The organism is Lysinibacillus sp. FSL M8-0216, from assembly GCF_038595555.1.
Classification (GTDB): Bacteria; Bacillota; Bacilli; order Bacillales_A; family Planococcaceae; genus Lysinibacillus; species Lysinibacillus fusiformis.
On sequence record NZ_CP152007.1, the window covers coordinates 3,616,503 to 3,634,614 of the forward strand.

Here is an 18,112-nt window from a genome sequence, read left to right on the forward strand (position 1 = left end):
AATAATTTTTAAATATAGTATTTTCGTTTCATTTTCATCGTGCTCATAACATGTACTTATGATTAATATTCATAACTATTATGTTAAATCGTTGCGATTCCTTTTTTAATAAAAAAAGCCTCCTAACATTTTAGTTAGAAGGCAAACCGCATGTAATTCTATTTAGTTTTTTTCCATTCAATTAATCGAATGTAATTTTATTGACTGCATCTCGATCTAATTTTTTAATGACTTCCACCATTAATTTTACGGCATTATCATAATCATCACGATGTAGGATACCTGCATGTGAATGAATGTAGCGTGTCGCAATACCGATGGATAATGCTGGTACGCCATTTGCTGTTACGTGGATAGAGCCAGCATCTGTACCACCGCCAGCCATTGCTTCAAACTGGTATGGAATATTGTTCTCGTCCGCTACGTCTAATACGAATTCACGTAAGCCACGGTGTGATACCATAGATGCATCATACACAACGATTTGAGGGCCTGCACCCATTTTACTAGTTGATTCTTTAGCTGTTACTCCTGGAGTATCTCCCGCTACACCTACATCAACTGCAAATCCAATATCCGGTTGGATTTTATGTGTTGCCGTTTTAGCTCCACGAAGTCCAACTTCTTCTTGCACATTTCCTACTGAATAAAGAATATTAGGATGTTTTTCATTTTGTAAAGCTTTCATTACATCAATAGCAATGGCACAACCAATGCGATTATCCCAAGCTTTTGCTAATAGATATTTTTCATTTTTCATCACATTAAATTCGAAATATGGTGTTACCATATCGCCAGGACGTACGCCCCACTCAAGCACTTCATCTTTAGAAGCGGCACCAATATCAATAAACATATCTTTAATGTCTACTACTTTATTGCGCACATCAGCAGGTAAAATATGAGGTGGTTTTGAACCGATAACCCCAATTACTTCATCGCCTTTACGTGTCGTAATTGTAACGCGCTGTGCTAGCATAACTTGGCTCCACCAGCCACCAACTGTTTGGAATTTGATAAAGCCTTTGTCATCAATTTGTGTAACCATAAAGCCTACTTCATCTAAATGTCCTGCCACGACGATTTTAGGACCGTTTTCATCGCCTACTTTTTTAGCAATTACACTACCTAAGTTATCTGTTTCTACAGTATCTGCATATGGTGCAATATATTTTTTCATGACCTCACGTGGTGCACGTTCATTGCCTGCAATACCATTTGCATCTGTTAAATCTTTAAACATTTGTAATGTTGGATCTAGTTGTGTCATCCTTTTGCCTCCTACGTCTTGTATCTATTTTATTATACTTCGTTTACCGAAATATTCCTAGCTTAATCGTCTGAAAATTGGTGTATTTCTTAATTATTTAATATCCTGTCCGTTGACGATTATAATTTTCCTCGTTTTTTTCAATATACGCACGAACTACATCTTCGAAGGTAAAACCAAGATTGTACGCAAGTAAACCATAGCATTGCCAAATTGCTAGATATCGATCCTTTGTCGGTTGTTGGATAAATGCTAAAATAGCACCTTGTGTCTCTAAAAATGTTGCTGTTAAATGTCTCTGTTCTTCTATCACTGGCCACTTTTCGATTGTTGTATAGTTCTTTAATAAGCCTAAGGAAAGGATAAAATGAATAGAATCCACATATTCTTCTAAAATGACTTCTCGTGCTGATGGCCCTTTTGTGCTCCAAAATTTAAAGCAGCGCGTTTCATTGGCTAGCTCAGCTAGCTCTACCATTAATGCTAGTCCTTTTTCTTGAAATACATCTTGCTGAATATTTTGAGTTTGCTCAATAAAATCATCCAGCTCTTTTTGCATCATAAACAATTGTTGTATATTCATTTTTTTCTCCTAAATTTCTAAAAAATATTTAAATAAAAGTGAAACTATTTGACCTCCCTAATCGTATAGGAAAGAATAACCTTTCTTCAAGGGGGAAATTTAAACATGTTGCCGTTACTTATTCGACTTGCTGTAATTGCGCTTATTATTTATGTATTTTATAAAGCGATTCGTTATATAACTGATCCTAAACGCAAACTTGATGAAGCCTATGAAAAAGGCCAATATTACTTTTATGATGACGTTAAAAACGTCCGGAAAAATTTCTTTATTTCCTATAAGGGTGCTCTTTTTGAAGGCGAAAAATACTTAGGCACCACTGAGGATGCCTTCGAGGTTGTCACTATTTTTGTTGGTGCACGTGATACTGCAACATTGCAGGGCTTTACAAAAGGCGACTTTGAATATTTACAGCAAGAAATTCTATTGAATTATCCAAGTGCGAAAATCAATTGGAAGCAGCCCATTGAACAGCTTATGCGTAACACATCCTCTTGATGAGGATGTGTTTTAGAATGTTTTCATTTATATCCAAAGCTGTACGATAATAAATATTTGGATGGCTGCAAGTAGAGGAAATCCAAATGCAAAACTATTATGGCGTGTTTTATGACGGAATAAATACATGCCAAGCACTCCGCCTACTGCCCCTCCTACGATGGCTAGTGTAAACAAAGTACGCTCTGCAATACGCCATTCATGCTTTTTAGCACGTGATTTGTCCATACCCATTAAAATGAGTAACACCATCGATATAATACTCATATAAGCTAATAATGCTTGTCCCATTCTCTACTCCTTTATTAACAAACGTATATTATTAATCTAACACAAAAAAGACTGATGGAAAAATCCATCAGCCTTTTTTACACCTGTCGCATCCGCTTTCGGTGGAGAAATAATATTTAACTGGGTCAAATATTATTTAGCTACAGCTTTTTTAGCAGCGTCTGCTAATTGAGTGAATGCAGCAGCATCAGTTACCGCAAGGTCAGCTAACATTTTACGGTTAACTTCGATACCAGCAACTTTTAAACCGTGCATTAAACGGCTGTAAGAAAGACCGTTCATACGAGCAGCTGCGTTAATACGAGTGATCCATAATTTACGGAAATCACGTTTTTTCTGACGACGGTCACGGTATGCATATTGACCTGACTTCATTACTGCTTGGTTGGCAACTTTATATAATGTATGTTTTGAACCATAGTAACCTTTAGCTAATTTTAATACTTTTTTACGACGTTTGCGCGTCACTGTTCCGCCTTTTACGCGTGGCATATGAATTACCTCCTGCTTTTCATTAAAAAATGAATGTTAGTATTTTTGTAGTCAATTATTTCATGTAAACAAGTAAAGATTTGATGCGTTTGAAGTCACCAGATGAAACGATGTTTGCTTTACGTAGGTGACGTTTTTGTTTCGTAGATTTGTTAGCGAATAAGTGGCTTCCATAAGCACGGTCATATTTTAATTTACCTGAACCCGTTTTTTTGAAACGTTTCGCAGCTCCACGGTGAGTTTTCATTTTTGGCATGTCGAATTCCTCCTAAACTGTTCGTCTAATATTATTTCTCGTTCTTTGGTTGAAGAACTAAGAACATGCTTCGGCCTTCCATCTTCGGTTTTTGTTCTACCGTTGATACTTCAGCACAAGCTTCAGCAAAACGATCTAACACACGTTGACCAATATCTTTGTGTGTAATCGCACGACCTTTGAAACGTAGGCTACATTTTACTTTATCGCCTTTTTCAAGGAATTTAATCGCATTACGTAACTTCGTTTGGAAATCATGTTCATCGATTGATGGGCTCAGACGAACCTCTTTCATTACGATGACCTTTTGATTTTTACGAATTTCACGGTCTTTCTTTTGCTGTTCAAACTTAAATTTACCATAGTCCATGATACGAGCGACTGGCGGCTTGGCTTGAGGGGCCACAAGGACAAGATCCAAGTTTACACGAGTGGCGATTTCTAGCGCTTCATTACGTGTCTTTACACCAAGCTGGTCACCATTGTGATCGATTAATCGAAGTTCACGTGCGCGAATGCCTTCGTTTACATACATGTCTTTGCTAATAGTAATCCACCTCCAAGTAGTTGTCGCGAATACATGGTTTGGGCAAAGCCTTGCCCGGTTGAACGGTACATCCTCTTGTCATGTCCATAAAAAAAGGACGGACATTTTTGAAGATGTCCGCCCGCTATATGTGCATGCGCAAGTCTACGCAAAACAATTCAACGTGTCATACCTGTTCACAGCCTTTAAAGCGTTGTATCAGGTGAGAAGCGGGCAGCCTCTACTTCAACCACAAACTTTGTATTCATTAACCTTAATTATATTAGCATGTATATGATAAGCTGTCAAACACTAATTTTCTTATCATACCTAGATTGACCTAATCTTAAATAATTTATACAACAGCAAGATTCATTTTATACAAAAAACCTCACTTATGCAAGTGAGATTTTTTATGAAAGATTATTTTGTAATTTCCGCTTTTATAGCTGCTAGGAAATTCTCAAAGCTAATTGTTTCGGAATCTTTAGAGCCATAACGGCGAACATTTACACCATTAGCTTCAACTTCTTTATCACCAATGACAAGCATATACGGAATCTTTTTCATTTGTGCTTCACGGATTTTATAGCCTAATTTTTCTTCACGATCATCCATTTCCACACGTAAGCCCGCTGCTGTTAATTGCTCTTCAATTTGTTTTGCATAATCGAAGTGAGCTTCATTCGATACTGGAATGACTTCTACTTGCACTGGAGCTAACCAAGTTGGGAATGCACCTTTATATTCTTCAATTAAGAATGCAACGAAACGTTCCATTGTTGAGACAACGCCGCGGTGAATTACGACTGGACGATGTGGTTTGCCATCTTCTCCAACGTAACTTAAATCGAAACGTTCTGGTAATAAGAAGTCTAGCTGAACAGTTGATAAAGTTTCTTCTTTACCAATCGCTGTTTTTACTTGCACATCCAGTTTAGGGCCATAGAATGCTGCTTCACCTTCTGCCTCGAAGTAATCTAAGCCAAGCTCATCCATTGCTTCTTTTAACATGCTTTGTGCTTTTTCCCACATAGCATCATCATTGAAGTATTTTTCAGTATCTGCAGGGTCGCGATACGATAAACGGAATGAATAATCATTTAAATCGAAATCTTTATACACCTCTAAGATTAACTGCACTACTTTTTGGAACTCTGCTTTAATTTGGTCTGGGCGAACAAAGATATGTGCATCGTTTAAAGTCATTCCACGTACACGCTGTAGGCCAGAAACTGCTCCTGACATTTCATAGCGGTGCATTGTACCAAGCTCTGCAATACGTAATGGTAAACTACGGTAAGAATGCATGCTATTTTTGTAAACCATCATATGGTGAGGACAGTTCATTGGACGCATGATTAATGTCTCGTTGTCCATTTCCATTGGTGGGAAAATAGAATCTTGGTAATGATCCCAGTGACCTGAAGTTTGATAAAGCTCTTTTGAACCTAATACAGGTGTATAAACATGCTTATATCCAAGAGATAATTCTTTATCGACGATATAACGCTCAATAACACGACGAATTGTTGCACCATTTGGTAACCAAAGTGGTAAACCTTGGCCCACCTTTTGAGAAGTTGTAAATAGCTCTAATTCCTTCCCGATTTTACGGTGATCACGTTCTTTTGCTTCTTCTAGCATTTGTAGGTGATGTTTTAATTCTTCTTTTTTGAAGAACGCCGTACCATAAATACGTTGTAGCATTTTGTTATCAGAGTTTCCTCTCCAATAGGCACCTGCTAATGATAACAGCTTGAATTCGCGAAGTTTACCAGTAGATGGTACGTGAATACCACGGCAAAGATCGAAAAATTCCCCTTGATAATAAATGGACACTTGCTCATCTGCAGGGATTGCTTCTAGTAATTCTAGTTTATATTCATCGCCAATTTCTTCATACATCGCTTGTGCTTCCGCACGACTTACATTTTTACGTTCTACCTCTAGATTTTCAGCAATAATTTTTTTCATTTCCTTTTCAATTGCTGGTAGATCTTCGGCAGTGATTGGTGTAGGAGAATCAATATCGTAGTAGAACCCACCATCGATAACAGGTCCAATACCAAGCTTTACATCAGGGAATAAACGTTTAATTGCCTGTGCAGTTAAGTGGGCTGTTGAGTGACGTAAAATTTCAAGTGCTTCTGCATCATCTTGTGTGATAATGGCAATGGCAGCATCTTCTTCGATTGGTGTTTTTAAATCTACTAATACACCATTAATTTTACCTGCGTAAGCTTTTTTTCGTAAGCCAGGGCTGATTGATAAAGCTACGTCATCTGTTGATGTACCTTTTACAAATTCCTTTACAGCACCATCTGGGAAAGTTAATTTAATCATTTCTGACATATTCGTTACACTCCTTTGTTATGGTTGAATACATAATGATTGATGAAATGTTGACTAATGAATCAGGTGATACGGCTGCTTATATGAGCGCTCTTCAACTCGAATTGAGCGAGATCTCTCCACAAAATAAAAAAAAGCCCCGTCCCTCAGGAAAGGGACGAAGCGTATGCTCGTGGTTCCACCCTTCTTCCTTCCGACTTATCAAGTCAGACGAAGCTCAAGGCTAGCTAACGGGCTAGGGACCGGCGAAAGATTATCCCTTTCGCTGCTCAGTAGGTAGTAAATGATGCGTTCATACTAGGAAGCTTTCAGCCGTTGACTTCCCTCTCTAGAAGCTGATACACAAAATTCATGTCCTCATCAATGCATATTGATATTTAGTATATGAGTCAGTATACGCTCGATTGTCGAAAAATGCAACTACCAATGTTACATCCTACGGTTATTGCCACGCATTTCAATTGGCTCTGTTAAGGCTTTAATACGCTCCATTATACGGCCCGCCTTGACAACCTCAATATCACCTTTTTGCGATTGGGCTAAATGGTGCTCTAATTCTCCATAATTAAAATTAGATGTAATAAACGTTGGCAATTGTTCAGCCATTCGATAATGGAAAATAGTCCCTAAAATTTCATCCCTTGTCCATGCGGTCATTGTTTCTGCCCCTAAATCATCGAGCATTAAAACAGGAGCCTTTTTAATATAGTCTATTTTTTCATTCAATGTATTATCGCCAATAGCATTTTTCATTTCCCGTAAAAATTCTGGCACGAAGACAACAACTGAACGTATTTTAATAGACGCTAATTCATTGGCAAGTGCACCAAGTACAAAAGACTTCCCTACGCCGAATTTACCGTATAAGTAAAAACCTTTTGATGGTAAATGACCTGATTCTTTTGTCGCTTTAACAAATTGCGCTGCTTTTTGGGCAATCATCACTCGAGACTCATCATCAATACTTAAATCGTGAATCGTTGCTTGAAGCACATCTTTGGGCATATGCATACTAGCAATCATATTCGCGACATCCCGACGCTCTTCTTCTCTAATTTTTTGCTCACAGCGTACATAATCAATTTCAACTGTATTCCGAACTACCCTTAAAGTAGGAAGGAAGCCTTTTAAATAGTTTGTACAATGTTCTGTGTTATCACAACCACAGCATTCCGTAGATTGACTAATAAATTCATGAAGTTTAGGTAAATTTCGTTCAATATTATCATAGCTTAATTCATCTGCATGACGTGCTAGAAATTCTTGTACGCGCGGATTTTCTAAAATTTCACGTCGCATGGCTTCATAGCGTTCTTGAAACGAGGGTACATTAATAGCTCGTTTTAATGGTCCATTTATAGGTTCGATTGTTGCTCACCTTCTTTACTATTCACTTTTCCCTAGCATCTCTAATATTTTTTGACGTTCTTTTTCAAAATCTATCGTGCTAGAAGTACTTTCCTCTTGTTTCTCATCACGTTTATAAAACCACTCGGGGACTTTTTCTTCTCGTTGATGTCCTGAACGTCCCTTAGTTCGCTGGCTCGTTTTAGTGGTTGTTTGTGGTTTGTTTTTCCAAGTTGTATATTTATCATGCTCTTGGCGTGCAAGTTCCATTGCTTCTTTAGCAGTTTGGATATTTTTACGAACCCAATGATCCGCAATTGTTTCCACATATTTTTTAGGTAACTTCATATCCGTTGTTAACATAACATACTCAAGTAACGCATTGACTACCCCAATCGGCATGCCGTGCTGCACAATTAAACTTTCTGCAAGTTGTACAGAGGTTTGCAAAGGTTCTTTCCCATTATTAATGTCACGCAACACTTGAATAGGAGCCGTAGTCTCTAAATAGTGTTGTAGCTCCTGATCCTTTGATTTTTGTCCAGTTTCTTCTACTGGCAACGGCTCGCTAACTCTCGCTATTTTTGGTGGCTCTTTTGACATCGTTAACTTATAGAAATCAGCAGCTGCCTTGCGTAAGCGCTCTTGTGAAATCCCTAAATCATCGTCCAAAGCAAGAATCACTACTTTTTGCATATCAAGCGCTGTTAAATGATATAAAAATGCCAGCTTAGCAATAGCCTCACGAACTTCTAATGTCAGTAAATTGGATGGCACCAATTGCTCAGATAAACCTGCTTGCAACAGATCGAAGTCAAATTGCTCCAAATAAAAAGGATACACCCTTTGTTGTTTATCCTTACGATTCGTATCCACTTGTAAATCTGATGGAATATTGGAATGAACGGGCTTATAGACATCTATAAAGGCACGAGATACATCTTTAAAATCCGCGTCCCTCACAGGGTATATAAAACGTTGACGTAAATTACGATATGCCTGCTCTCCAATTTTGCTAAATAAAAACATCGACAACAACGGGTCTTTCATAAAGCTTTCCGCATCTAATGGGCGCTGTAGCTCATATAAAAAACTTCGCTCACCAGCATTTTCTTTTTTCCATGTACGTAGTAAACCAATCGCTTCAAGGGCTATACGTGCCTCAAACACTTTACCAATAGGCAGACCGAGCACATTCATTAAATAATAATGTGTCATTTGCGTCTTTGGTATCTGTTCTGCTTCTGCCCATAAAGTTAAATAAAGGCTAATAGGGTCTGAGCCCGTTAACGGTTGATAGAATAATGTTACTAATTGACGCTCTTGAGTAGAAAATGCATGAGGTAGACGAATGTCAAAAGGATCGCCAGGCTGCAATTCCTTAAATAAATGAATCAACGTCATTCATCCTCTCTATTTTCTATGATTTCTGCTCCGTTTGACGTTGAATAATATCTTTAATCTCCTCAATAAAGACATTGATATCCTTAAACTGTCGGTAGACCGATGCAAAACGGACATAAGCCACCTCATCAATTTTGGCTAAGCGATCCATTACCAATTCACCGACATCTTCTGAGCGTACTTCTGAATTTCCAATACGACGAAGATCTTTTTCAATCGATAGGACAAGTTGCTCCAGTATATCAAGCGCAACTGGGCGTTTCTCACAGGCACGAATAAGTCCACGAAGTACCTTTTCACGGCTAAATTCCTCTCGTGAACCTTCTTTTTTCACTACAACTAATGGGGTCTCTTCAATTTTTTCAAACGTTGTAAAACGGAAGCCACATGACTCACATTCACGACGTCTACGAATTTCTTTATTATCATCTACTGGCCTCGAATCCACAACACGCGTTCCGTTAAATTGGCAAGATGGACATCTCATATAATTACTCTCCTGGTTTACAACAATTTAATATTTCTATTATAACAAATTTCCTACATATAAGAAAAGTGCATTCACGTAGTGAGCTCATGATAAACCTAATGCACCTAAAGTACAAGGAAAGTTTTTTAAAAAAAGCACATTGAAACCAGTTAGATTTCAATGTGCTCAAAATGAAAATATTATGCGTTTACCGTTTCTAATGCATTAGCCACTTTTTTCACTAGGTCAACAACGCGTGCAGAGTAACCCCACTCATTGTCATACCAAGCAAGTACTTTTACTTTACGGTTACCTAATACCATTGTGGAAAGTCCATCAACTGTTGATGAGTAAGTCGTTGTGTTGTAATCAGAAGATACTAGTGGCTCAACTGAGAAATTTAAAATGCCTTTCATTGGACCTTCTGTTGCAGCTTTTACAAATGCTGCATTAACAGCATCAACTGTTACATCTGTATTTAAATCTACTACAAGGTCAACTAAAGAAACATTTGGTGTTGGAACGCGAAGTGCCATACCATGAATTTTACCTTCTAACTCAGGTAAAACTAATTTTAATGCTTTGGCAGCGCCTGTAGATGTAGGAATAATTGATTGTGCACACCCACGTGCACGACGTAAATCTTTATGTGGATTATCTAAGTTCTTTTGATCGTTTGTATAAGCATGAACAGTTGTCATTAAACCATTTTCAATACCAAATGTATCATTTAATACTTTTGCAACTGGTGCTAAGCAGTTTGTTGTACAAGAAGCGTTTGAAATTACATCATGTTTAGCAATATCAAGTTTGTCATCATTCACACCTAAAACAATTGTTACATCTTCGTTTTTACCAGGTGCTGTTAAGATAACTTTTTTCGCGCCAGCTTCTAAGTGCATTGCTGCTTTATCACGCTCATTAAATTTACCTGTAGCTTCGATAACGATATCAACACCCATTGTAGCCCAAGGTAATTTTAATGGATCTCGTTCGCTAATAATTTGAACACGTTTACCATTTACAACTAAAGCATCGCCTGCTGGTTCTACTGTACCTTCAAATGTTCCGTGATTTGTGTCATACTTAATCAAATGTGCTAACGTTTCTGCTGGATAGCTAGCGTTAATAGCAACAATATTTAAATTTTCTTGTACGATCGCTTGGCGGAAAACCATACGTCCGATACGTCCGAAACCATTAATAGCAATTGATACTGTCATTTAAAAATCCTCCTGTGAGTACATACTCAGATTAATTATATACTTTATGGTGATTAGTATAACACAATTTTAAAAAAGATGAACATTAAATAGTCATATTATAAAAGTTCTTATTTTCTGAAAAATTATCTTTTATTATGGCATTTGCCCATAAAAAAAATGTGTAGCAAGATTTACTTGCTACACATTTTTAGCTTGAAACACTTTAAATTACACCCCAGAAAGCTAGAATTTTCTTTAGTTGTTCCTCTGTATTTTCCAGATTCTCATTATTATAAATGACCGCATGAGCTCCCTTTTCTTTGACAGACATAGGCAACTGTGAGTGCATGCGTGCTAAGGCATCCTCTTTTGATAAATGATTGCGTTCCATTAAGCGTCGAAGCTGAACCTCTTCACTTACCGACACTACAATGATACGCTCTACAAAATGCTGAAGCTTACTTTCAAATAACAGGGGAATATCCATGACAACATGCTCATGGCCATCCTCTAAATAGGCATCACGTTGTCGTAGCATTTCCTTTCTAATGGCCGGATGCATAATATCATTTAAAATTTTGCGTTTGGCAGGCTCATGAAAAATAATATCTCCGAGCATTGTCCGATTTAAATTGCCATCCTCTAGTAAAATATCTTGACCAAAGTTTTCTGCAATAAATGCCAGTGTCTCTGTTCCTGGCTCGACGACATCTCGCGCTACAATATCTGCATCAACAATCGGTAATCCTAGTTCGAGCATCATTTTTGCTACTGTACTTTTTCCGCTTGCAATACTTCCTGTAAGTCCGATAATCATTGTTAAATCCCCTTTAATGTTGACAATTTGGGCAAAAAACCGATGTTCGCCCACCAATCGTCATTTGACTTGTTGCCGTTTCACATGCTGGGCATATCTTTTTCCCATACATTTTCAAACGATTCTGCATGCTCCCAGCTTCCCCATTAATATTTCGATAATCAGAGATGGTAGAACCACCTGCTTCAATACTTTGACGCAAAACAGCAACGATCTCCTCAAATAATGCTCGTTTACGCTTCTCACTAATACGGTTCATTTTTCGAGCAGGATGAATTTTTTGAGCAAACAGCGCCTCTGTTGCATAAATATTGCCACAGCCCGAAACGACTTGCCCATCCATAATCACTTCTTTTACGGCCTTATTCTCATATTTTGGTAATGTTGATTTTGTTATAAAAAAATCACACGCTAATTCATCAAACGGCTCTGGCGCCATTTTTGTTAATGGTACATGATCTTCAATTTTTGCCAGAAATCGTAGTTCACCAAAGCGTCGTATATCTGAATAAATTAAGTAACCACCATCAGCCATCTTAAAGGTGGCATGTATATGCTTTTGGAATTTTGCTTCATCGATGTCTTCTGGTGAATTCACAACAAACCATGCACCTGTCATTCCTAAGTGACTAACAAGTACATAAGGAACCTCATCTTTGAATAAGTGAAAGAAAATATATTTTGCACGTCGTTCAATTTTTGTAATCGTCATTTCAGACAACGTTAATTCAAATGCATCAGGCTCTGCTTGCTTAACAATACATTGTTTCCCCTCACTAAAAGAAAAGTGTACCCTTTCAGATAGCTGTACATGTTGAATTGTACGTCCTTCAACCTTTGGCTTCAATGCCTGGACGACACCTTCTACCTCTGGTAATTCAGGCATTTGAACCCCTCCTTATTTTGCTTCATACCATGTCGAACCATGGTTAAAATCTACTTTTAGCGGTACGGAGAGCTCGATTGCATTTTCCATTACCTCTGGCACAATTTTTTCTAGCAACGCAATCTCTTCCTTAGGTGCTTCAAAAATCAACTCATCATGCACTTGTAAAAGTAGCTTTGCCTGCATATTTTCCTTTTTTAGTCGAGCATCCATATCAATCATCGCTTTTTTAATAATATCCGCAGCACTTCCCTGAATCGGGGTATTCATCGCCGTACGCTCAGCAAAGCTTCTTAAATTAAAGTTTGAGCTCGTAATATCTGGTAAATAACGACGTCTATTTAAAATTGTTGTAACATAGCCATTGAACTTCGCATTTTGCACAATATCATCCATATACTGTTTAACACCTGGGAAACTAGCGAAATATTTATCAATAAAAGTTGCCGCTTCCTTACGGGTAATATCTAAATTTTGTGATAGACCATAATCACTGATACCATAAACAATCCCAAAGTTAACAGCCTTCGCTGCACGACGCATATTACTATCAACTTCATCTTCGGATACATGGAATACGTCCATCGCTGTTCGTGTATGAACGTCCATCCCTTCACGGAAGGCCTCTACAAGGTTTTTATCCTCCGACATATGTGCGAGTACACGTAATTCGATTTGCGAATAGTCCGCTGAAAACAGTATCCAATTCTCATTTGAAGGGACAAATGCTTGACGGATTTTACGTCCCTCCTCTAAACGGATAGGGATGTTTTGTAAATTTGGATCTGTTGAGCTTAGTCGTCCTGTAGCAGTTAAAGCTTGTTGGAAACGAGTATGCACCTTGCTATCCTTTTCATGGATTTCCTTTAGCAACCCTTCAATATAAGTAGACTGTAATTTACCAAGCTGACGATATAACAGAATATATTCAATAATGGCATGCTCAGATTTTAACTTCTCTAATACATCAGCAGCCGTTGAATAGCCCGTCTTCGTTTTTTTAATAACAGGTAAACCTAATTTATCGAATAAAATAACACCTAATTGTTTTGGTGAATTAATATTAAACGTTTCTCCTGCCTCCGCATAAATTTCTTGTTCAAGCACGACAAGCTTTTCATTAAGCTCTTGGCCCATTTTTTCTAGCGTAGCACGGTTAACGGTAATGCCTTCACTTTCCATCTCACCTAAAATGGCTGCCAGTGGCAATTCCAAGTCTTTATAAAGATCAAATTGTTCATTTTCCTTTAATAATGCCTCTAGCTTCGGCTGTAATGACCAGACAGCATAAGCTTTTCGGCTAACATGCTGTGCAAGCTTATCTATTTCAGGTATAGCACGTTTAGCCCCCTTGCCATAGACCGTTTCATCTGCTTGTACATCATAATACCCAAGCTCCCTTGCAAGAGTGGCAACATCATCCCCACTAAGTCCAGGATTATTAATATACGAAGCAAGCACTAAATCAAAATCAACGCCAGCTAATTGAATACCTGCTCGTTTTAATGCTGCTTGAGACGCTTTGGAATCAGACATGTATTTTATTTTTGAGGAGTCCTCTAACCAGCAACGTAATATATCTGATTTTGCCGCAATATCAAAAGGAATGTATTGAGTCTTGGTCCCATCAGATAAGGCAATTCCAAGTAGCGCACAAGTGTGGTAATGTTCATTCTCTAGCTCAACATGCACAGCCATCACATCTTGTAAGTCTTCTTGTCGAACTTCTTGAATTTGTTCAAAATCAAAAGGTGTTTGCTCTTGCTCCTGCACAGTAAAATCACTTTTCTCGAGCAATGATTTAAAGCCGAGCTCACGCCATACATTGATCAATTCTTCTTCATTCGGTCCATGGTACGCGAGATCAGTTAATGAAATGGTAATTGGGGCATCTGTAAAAATCGTTGCCAGCTTCTTACTCATCTTAGCCTGCTCTTCATTGGCTACCAGCTTTTCTTTCATCTTAGAAGCTTTCAATGTATCCATCGCCTCGTAAAGTGCCTCAACGGAGCCATGCTCTTTTAATAGTTTGACAGCCGTCTTTTCGCCAACACCTGGCACACCAGGAATATTATCTGAAGAATCCCCCATTAAGCCCTTCATATCAATAATTTGTAAGGGCGTTAAGCCGTATTTTTCTGCAATAAAGGCTGGCGTATTTCTCTCAATTTCCGTAATCCCTTTTTTCGTAATATAAACCGTAACTTGCTCTGTCGCAAGCTGTGTTAAATCGCGGTCTCCAGATACGATGATAACATCCATATCCTGTGATGAAGCCTCTTTTGCCAGCGTCCCAATAATATCATCCGCTTCATATAGGTCTTGTTCATATTGCTTAATTCCATAAGCATCAATTAGCTTGCGTATATAAGGGAATTGCTCCGATAATTCTGGTGGCGTCTTTTGTCGTCCACCTTTATATTCTGTAAAGGTTTCATGGCGGAAAGTTGTTTTTCCAGCATCAAAAGCCACTAAAATTTGCGTTGGTTGCTCTTCCTCTAATATTCTTTGTAGCATCGTTGTAAAGCCGTACACAGCATTAGTATGAATTCCACTATCATTCGTCAACAATGGCAACGCAAAAAACGCGCGATATGCTAAACTATTACCGTCCAATAATAGTAATTTTTCCTTTGTCATAATATTATCCTCCTGCGTTGTCTTCTACTTCCTTCTACTTTATCATAACAATACATTTCAAGTAAAAAAAGCAGACGGGTCCTCCCTAAGGTTATCCGCTACTTTTGACTCGCTATCCGTCACTCTCTCGGTTTTATCCGTCACTTTTGGCTCGCTATCCGTCACTTTCTTTGTTTTATCCGTCACTTATAACATGCTATCCATCACTCCTGCATTTCAACCTATAGCGAATGTGAGCCCTTTATTGTGAAAATCCATAGCAGCAGGTAATGAGGTTTCTCCTGTCACAGGATCAGTGTATATTATTGCTTCATTTAATGTAATAGCAACTTGTTCGCCTCAATAGTAAAGGATTCCTCGTATTCAACGCATAAAAACGTAAAAAAACTCCCATTCGCGGATAAAGTCCCAGTGAATGAAAGTTCTATTATAGATATTATTGATTGGCTGTTCGATGAAAAATTTCTTCATATATAATCGTTAAAATAAAGGCATTCATAAAGGCAAATACTAAAAATAATGGCATTCCACCCAGTTGTGGCTGTGTTAACTCTTTACTAAATACCATTACAGCACTAATTTGCGCTAAAAAGAAAATGAAGCCAATACCGACTTGCCAAATAGGACGCTTGACCTTACGTTTTTCATACCAAAACAACTTTTTAAACAGATTTCTTACATCATTTGCAATAATAATACTAACTAAAAAGATACTTACAAAAAATACAGGTATATGATAAACACTCTTTGTCATCCATGCAAAATCAGATAGGCGGAAGAACAGAGTCAATAACGATGCTATACTACAAGCAATTCCTACATTTTGGAGCCAAGTGCTAATTCGCAATTTCACAGCTATTACCCCCAACAGTTCTTTTTTAAACATTATCATTCTATCAAATTATAGGCTGTTGGGGAATAGAAATTTGTATGTTTCTATTATTTTCACAATATAACAAGTCAATTGTAGGGATATTTATAATTTTCATAGTAACCAAAAAGTCGCCTTCCTAATAGGAAAGACGACTTTGCTATCTATTATTTTAAATAACCAGATAAAATTTTTGCATAAGGTGATGATGCTGGCAAAATAATGACCGTATCCTCTCCAACCGTTTTCTTATAGGATTCTAACGTACGGTATAAAGAGTAAAATTCAGGATCTTGAGAGAATGATTTATTGTATATTTTCGCAGCTTCCGCTTCTCCCTCAGCTTGAATAATGGATGCCTCCTTATTCGCTGTAGCTAACATTTCCTGCACTTGTTGATCCGTTTGGGCTTCGATACGTCGTTTATCTGCATCCCCTTCAGAAAGATATAATTGAGCCGTTGATTCACGCTCTGAAATCATGCGGGTAAATACAGACTGTTCATTTTCTGCCGGTAAGTCTGTACGACGAATACGTACATCCACTACTTCTACACCATACTTGTCGTTTTGTAACAGTTCATTAACTCGCTCTGTTACACGATCATTGATGCTTCCTCGTGAAGATTTTTCATCATTAATAATTTCATCGTATCGCAGTTGGCCAAGCTCTGTTCTTATGACGGAGTAAATAAACTCCTCCATTCGAGTCTCTGCCTTGCTAAGTGTACCTGCATTCGATATTAAAGCTTTTGGATCTGTAATACGCCAAACAGCATAGTTATCGATGATAATTCTTTTTTTATCCTTTGTATTAATTTCTTCTTCTGAAATATTATAGGTCATCTGATTTTTTGGTAATCGTGTAACACTTTGAATAAAAGGTATTTTCATTTTTAAGCCTGGATCTCGTTCAAATTTCACTACTTCTCCAAACTGGCGAACCACGGCATATTCAGATTCCTTTACAATATAAACATTCGCAAAAATAATGATAGCTGTAGCAAAAACAACTGTTAATGTGATGACAATAGACAGATATTTTTTAGGGTTGAGCGGGCCTTTTTTCGCCATTTTCACGACATTGTCTCCCGAATCACTGTCTGTTGGAGCCGCTTTTTTGCTTTTTCCTGATAAAAAATTGAGGAATTTGTCAAGGTCCTTATTTTTTTGGTCCATTAATTACTGCTCCCTTCTTTTTTATCTGATTGTGCCTGCTGAGGCTGTAATGGCTGTAGTGGTAAGTACTTCATCGTACTGCCATCATCATTCATAATGTATATTTGCGCCTTCGGTAAGACGTTTTCAAGTGTTTCTAGAATTAATCGCTCTCGTGTAATTTGTTGATTTCCTTTATATTGCTCATACATCTTATTAAAGACAGCTACATCACCTTGAGCTTGCTCGATACGTGCTGTTTTTGCACCTTGTGCCTTGGAAATAATAGCATCTTTTTCACCTTCAGCTTCACTTTTACGCTGATTCATATACTTTTGTGCTTCATTCGTTTTTGTATTCTTTGTTTCACGTGCATCCGTTACTGCTGTGAAGGCAGCACGCACTTCCTTGTTTGGTAATTCAACGTCTTGTAATTTCACACCTAATACGCCAATACCAATATCATATTTTTCGATTAAGGACACTAGTAAATCACGTGTTTTTGCTTCAATTTCAGCCTTCCCATCTGTTAATGCTGCATCAATGGTAGAGCTACCAATAATTGAACGAATGGCGCTTGATGTGGCGCTATGTAAAATTTCTTCGGGGCTTTGTGCGTTAAATAAAAATTTACGAGGGTCGGTAATTTTCCATTGTACAACAAGATCAGTTAATACAATATATTCATCTCCTGTAATCATCTTTGTCTCAGCATCATAGGCTTCTAGCTCTCCTGCCTTATTTTGCTTATAGCCAAACTGTAAACTGAACGTTTCTTTCGATAAAATTTCAACTGATTGAACTGGCCAAGGTAATTTAAAATGAAGTCCTGGGTTTGTAACCATTTCATCGGCACGGCCAAATGTAATGACAACCGCTTGTTCTGATTCATCTACTGTGTACCAAGATGTAAATACGGTAATAAGTGCAATAACTCCAAAAATCCCAAGTCCAACCATCATTAGTGTCCTTTTCACACTCATGTCTGTTCCTCCCTTTTATTGATTACTATTGTTTACGGAAGAGTTTTATAAAAAGTTTCAAA

The 18,112-nt window shown here is 37.8% G+C and carries 18 protein-coding genes and 1 other annotated feature; of the genes, 1 reads left to right on the top strand and 17 read right to left on the bottom strand.

Annotation, left to right across the window (positions count from 1 at the left end):
• Positions 1–181: 181 nt before the first annotated feature.
• A complete protein-coding gene (locus MKX57_RS17895; RefSeq protein ID WP_008179256.1) occupies positions 182–1,270 on the bottom strand; it encodes a M42 family metallopeptidase in 1,089 nt (362 codons plus the stop codon).
• A gap of 97 nt (positions 1,271–1,367) precedes the next feature.
• The gene (locus tag MKX57_RS17900; RefSeq protein WP_090002320.1) at positions 1,368–1,853 is read right to left on the bottom strand and encodes a dUTP diphosphatase; all 486 of its coding nucleotides are present in this window, start codon (positions 1,851–1,853) and stop codon (positions 1,368–1,370) included.
• 105 nt (positions 1,854–1,958) lie between these two features.
• On the opposite strand from MKX57_RS17900, the gene MKX57_RS17905 reads away from it, so the two are divergent.
• On the top strand, positions 1,959–2,351 hold the full coding sequence (locus tag MKX57_RS17905; protein ID WP_008179260.1) for a hypothetical protein: 393 nt from the start codon (positions 1,959–1,961) through the stop codon (positions 2,349–2,351).
• Between the two features lie 27 nt (positions 2,352–2,378).
• Here MKX57_RS17905 and MKX57_RS17910 read toward each other — a convergent pair whose 3' ends face one another.
• From MKX57_RS17910 to hflK, 15 genes are all read right to left on the bottom strand, one after another.
• Complete coding sequence (locus MKX57_RS17910; RefSeq protein WP_008179262.1) at positions 2,379–2,642, bottom strand: DUF1294 domain-containing protein; 264 nt, start codon at positions 2,640–2,642, stop codon at positions 2,379–2,381.
• Positions 2,643–2,774: 132 nt separating this feature from the next.
• Entirely contained in the window at positions 2,775–3,134 is a 360-nt protein-coding gene (gene rplT, locus MKX57_RS17915; RefSeq protein ID WP_004226314.1) for a 50S ribosomal protein L20, read from the bottom strand.
• A 55-nt stretch (positions 3,135–3,189) separates the two neighbouring features.
• Complete coding sequence (gene rpmI, locus MKX57_RS17920; protein WP_004226312.1) at positions 3,190–3,390, bottom strand: 50S ribosomal protein L35; 201 nt, start codon at positions 3,388–3,390, stop codon at positions 3,190–3,192.
• A gap of 31 nt (positions 3,391–3,421) precedes the next feature.
• Entirely contained in the window at positions 3,422–3,925 is a 504-nt protein-coding gene (infC, locus tag MKX57_RS17925; RefSeq protein ID WP_025114499.1) for a translation initiation factor IF-3, read from the bottom strand.
• A 95-nt stretch (positions 3,926–4,020) separates the two neighbouring features.
• Positions 4,021–4,169, bottom strand: a sequence feature (ribosomal protein L20 leader region).
• A 170-nt stretch (positions 4,170–4,339) separates the two neighbouring features.
• Complete coding sequence (gene thrS, locus MKX57_RS17930; protein ID WP_036119505.1) at positions 4,340–6,271, bottom strand: threonine--tRNA ligase; 1,932 nt, start codon at positions 6,269–6,271, stop codon at positions 4,340–4,342.
• Between the two features lie 429 nt (positions 6,272–6,700).
• A complete protein-coding gene (gene dnaI, locus MKX57_RS17935) occupies positions 6,701–7,630 on the bottom strand; it encodes a primosomal protein DnaI (RefSeq protein WP_225316173.1) in 930 nt (309 codons plus the stop codon).
• 27 nt (positions 7,631–7,657) lie between these two features.
• Positions 7,658–9,022 (bottom strand): DnaD domain protein, encoded by a 1,365-nt coding sequence (locus tag MKX57_RS17940; protein WP_008176875.1) that lies wholly within the window; start codon positions 9,020–9,022, stop codon positions 7,658–7,660.
• A gap of 16 nt (positions 9,023–9,038) precedes the next feature.
• On the bottom strand, positions 9,039–9,509 hold the full coding sequence (nrdR, locus tag MKX57_RS17945; RefSeq protein WP_008176873.1) for a transcriptional regulator NrdR: 471 nt from the start codon (positions 9,507–9,509) through the stop codon (positions 9,039–9,041).
• Between the two features lie 182 nt (positions 9,510–9,691).
• Positions 9,692–10,714 (bottom strand): glyceraldehyde-3-phosphate dehydrogenase, encoded by a 1,023-nt coding sequence (locus MKX57_RS17950; protein WP_008176871.1) that lies wholly within the window; start codon positions 10,712–10,714, stop codon positions 9,692–9,694.
• 205 nt (positions 10,715–10,919) lie between these two features.
• A complete protein-coding gene (gene coaE / locus MKX57_RS17955) occupies positions 10,920–11,513 on the bottom strand; it encodes a dephospho-CoA kinase (RefSeq protein ID WP_089985710.1) in 594 nt (197 codons plus the stop codon).
• Positions 11,514–11,526: 13 nt separating this feature from the next.
• Positions 11,527–12,399: a bifunctional DNA-formamidopyrimidine glycosylase/DNA-(apurinic or apyrimidinic site) lyase gene (gene mutM, locus MKX57_RS17960; protein WP_008176868.1), complete on the bottom strand. Its 873-nt coding sequence runs from the start codon at positions 12,397–12,399 to the stop codon at positions 11,527–11,529.
• A 12-nt stretch (positions 12,400–12,411) separates the two neighbouring features.
• A complete protein-coding gene (gene polA, locus MKX57_RS17965; protein ID WP_090002322.1) occupies positions 12,412–15,039 on the bottom strand; it encodes a DNA polymerase I in 2,628 nt (875 codons plus the stop codon).
• Positions 15,040–15,475: 436 nt separating this feature from the next.
• The gene (locus tag MKX57_RS17970) at positions 15,476–15,892 is read right to left on the bottom strand and encodes a DNA polymerase I (RefSeq protein ID WP_239354819.1); all 417 of its coding nucleotides are present in this window, start codon (positions 15,890–15,892) and stop codon (positions 15,476–15,478) included.
• 185 nt (positions 15,893–16,077) lie between these two features.
• Positions 16,078–17,088: a protease modulator HflC gene (locus MKX57_RS17975; protein WP_008176863.1), complete on the bottom strand. Its 1,011-nt coding sequence runs from the start codon at positions 17,086–17,088 to the stop codon at positions 16,078–16,080.
• The gene (gene hflK, locus MKX57_RS17980; RefSeq protein WP_036119524.1) at positions 17,088–18,050 is read right to left on the bottom strand and encodes an FtsH protease activity modulator HflK; all 963 of its coding nucleotides are present in this window, start codon (positions 18,048–18,050) and stop codon (positions 17,088–17,090) included. Before hflK ends, MKX57_RS17975 begins: the two co-directional genes overlap by 1 nt.
• Between the last annotated feature and the right edge of the window lie 62 nt (positions 18,051–18,112).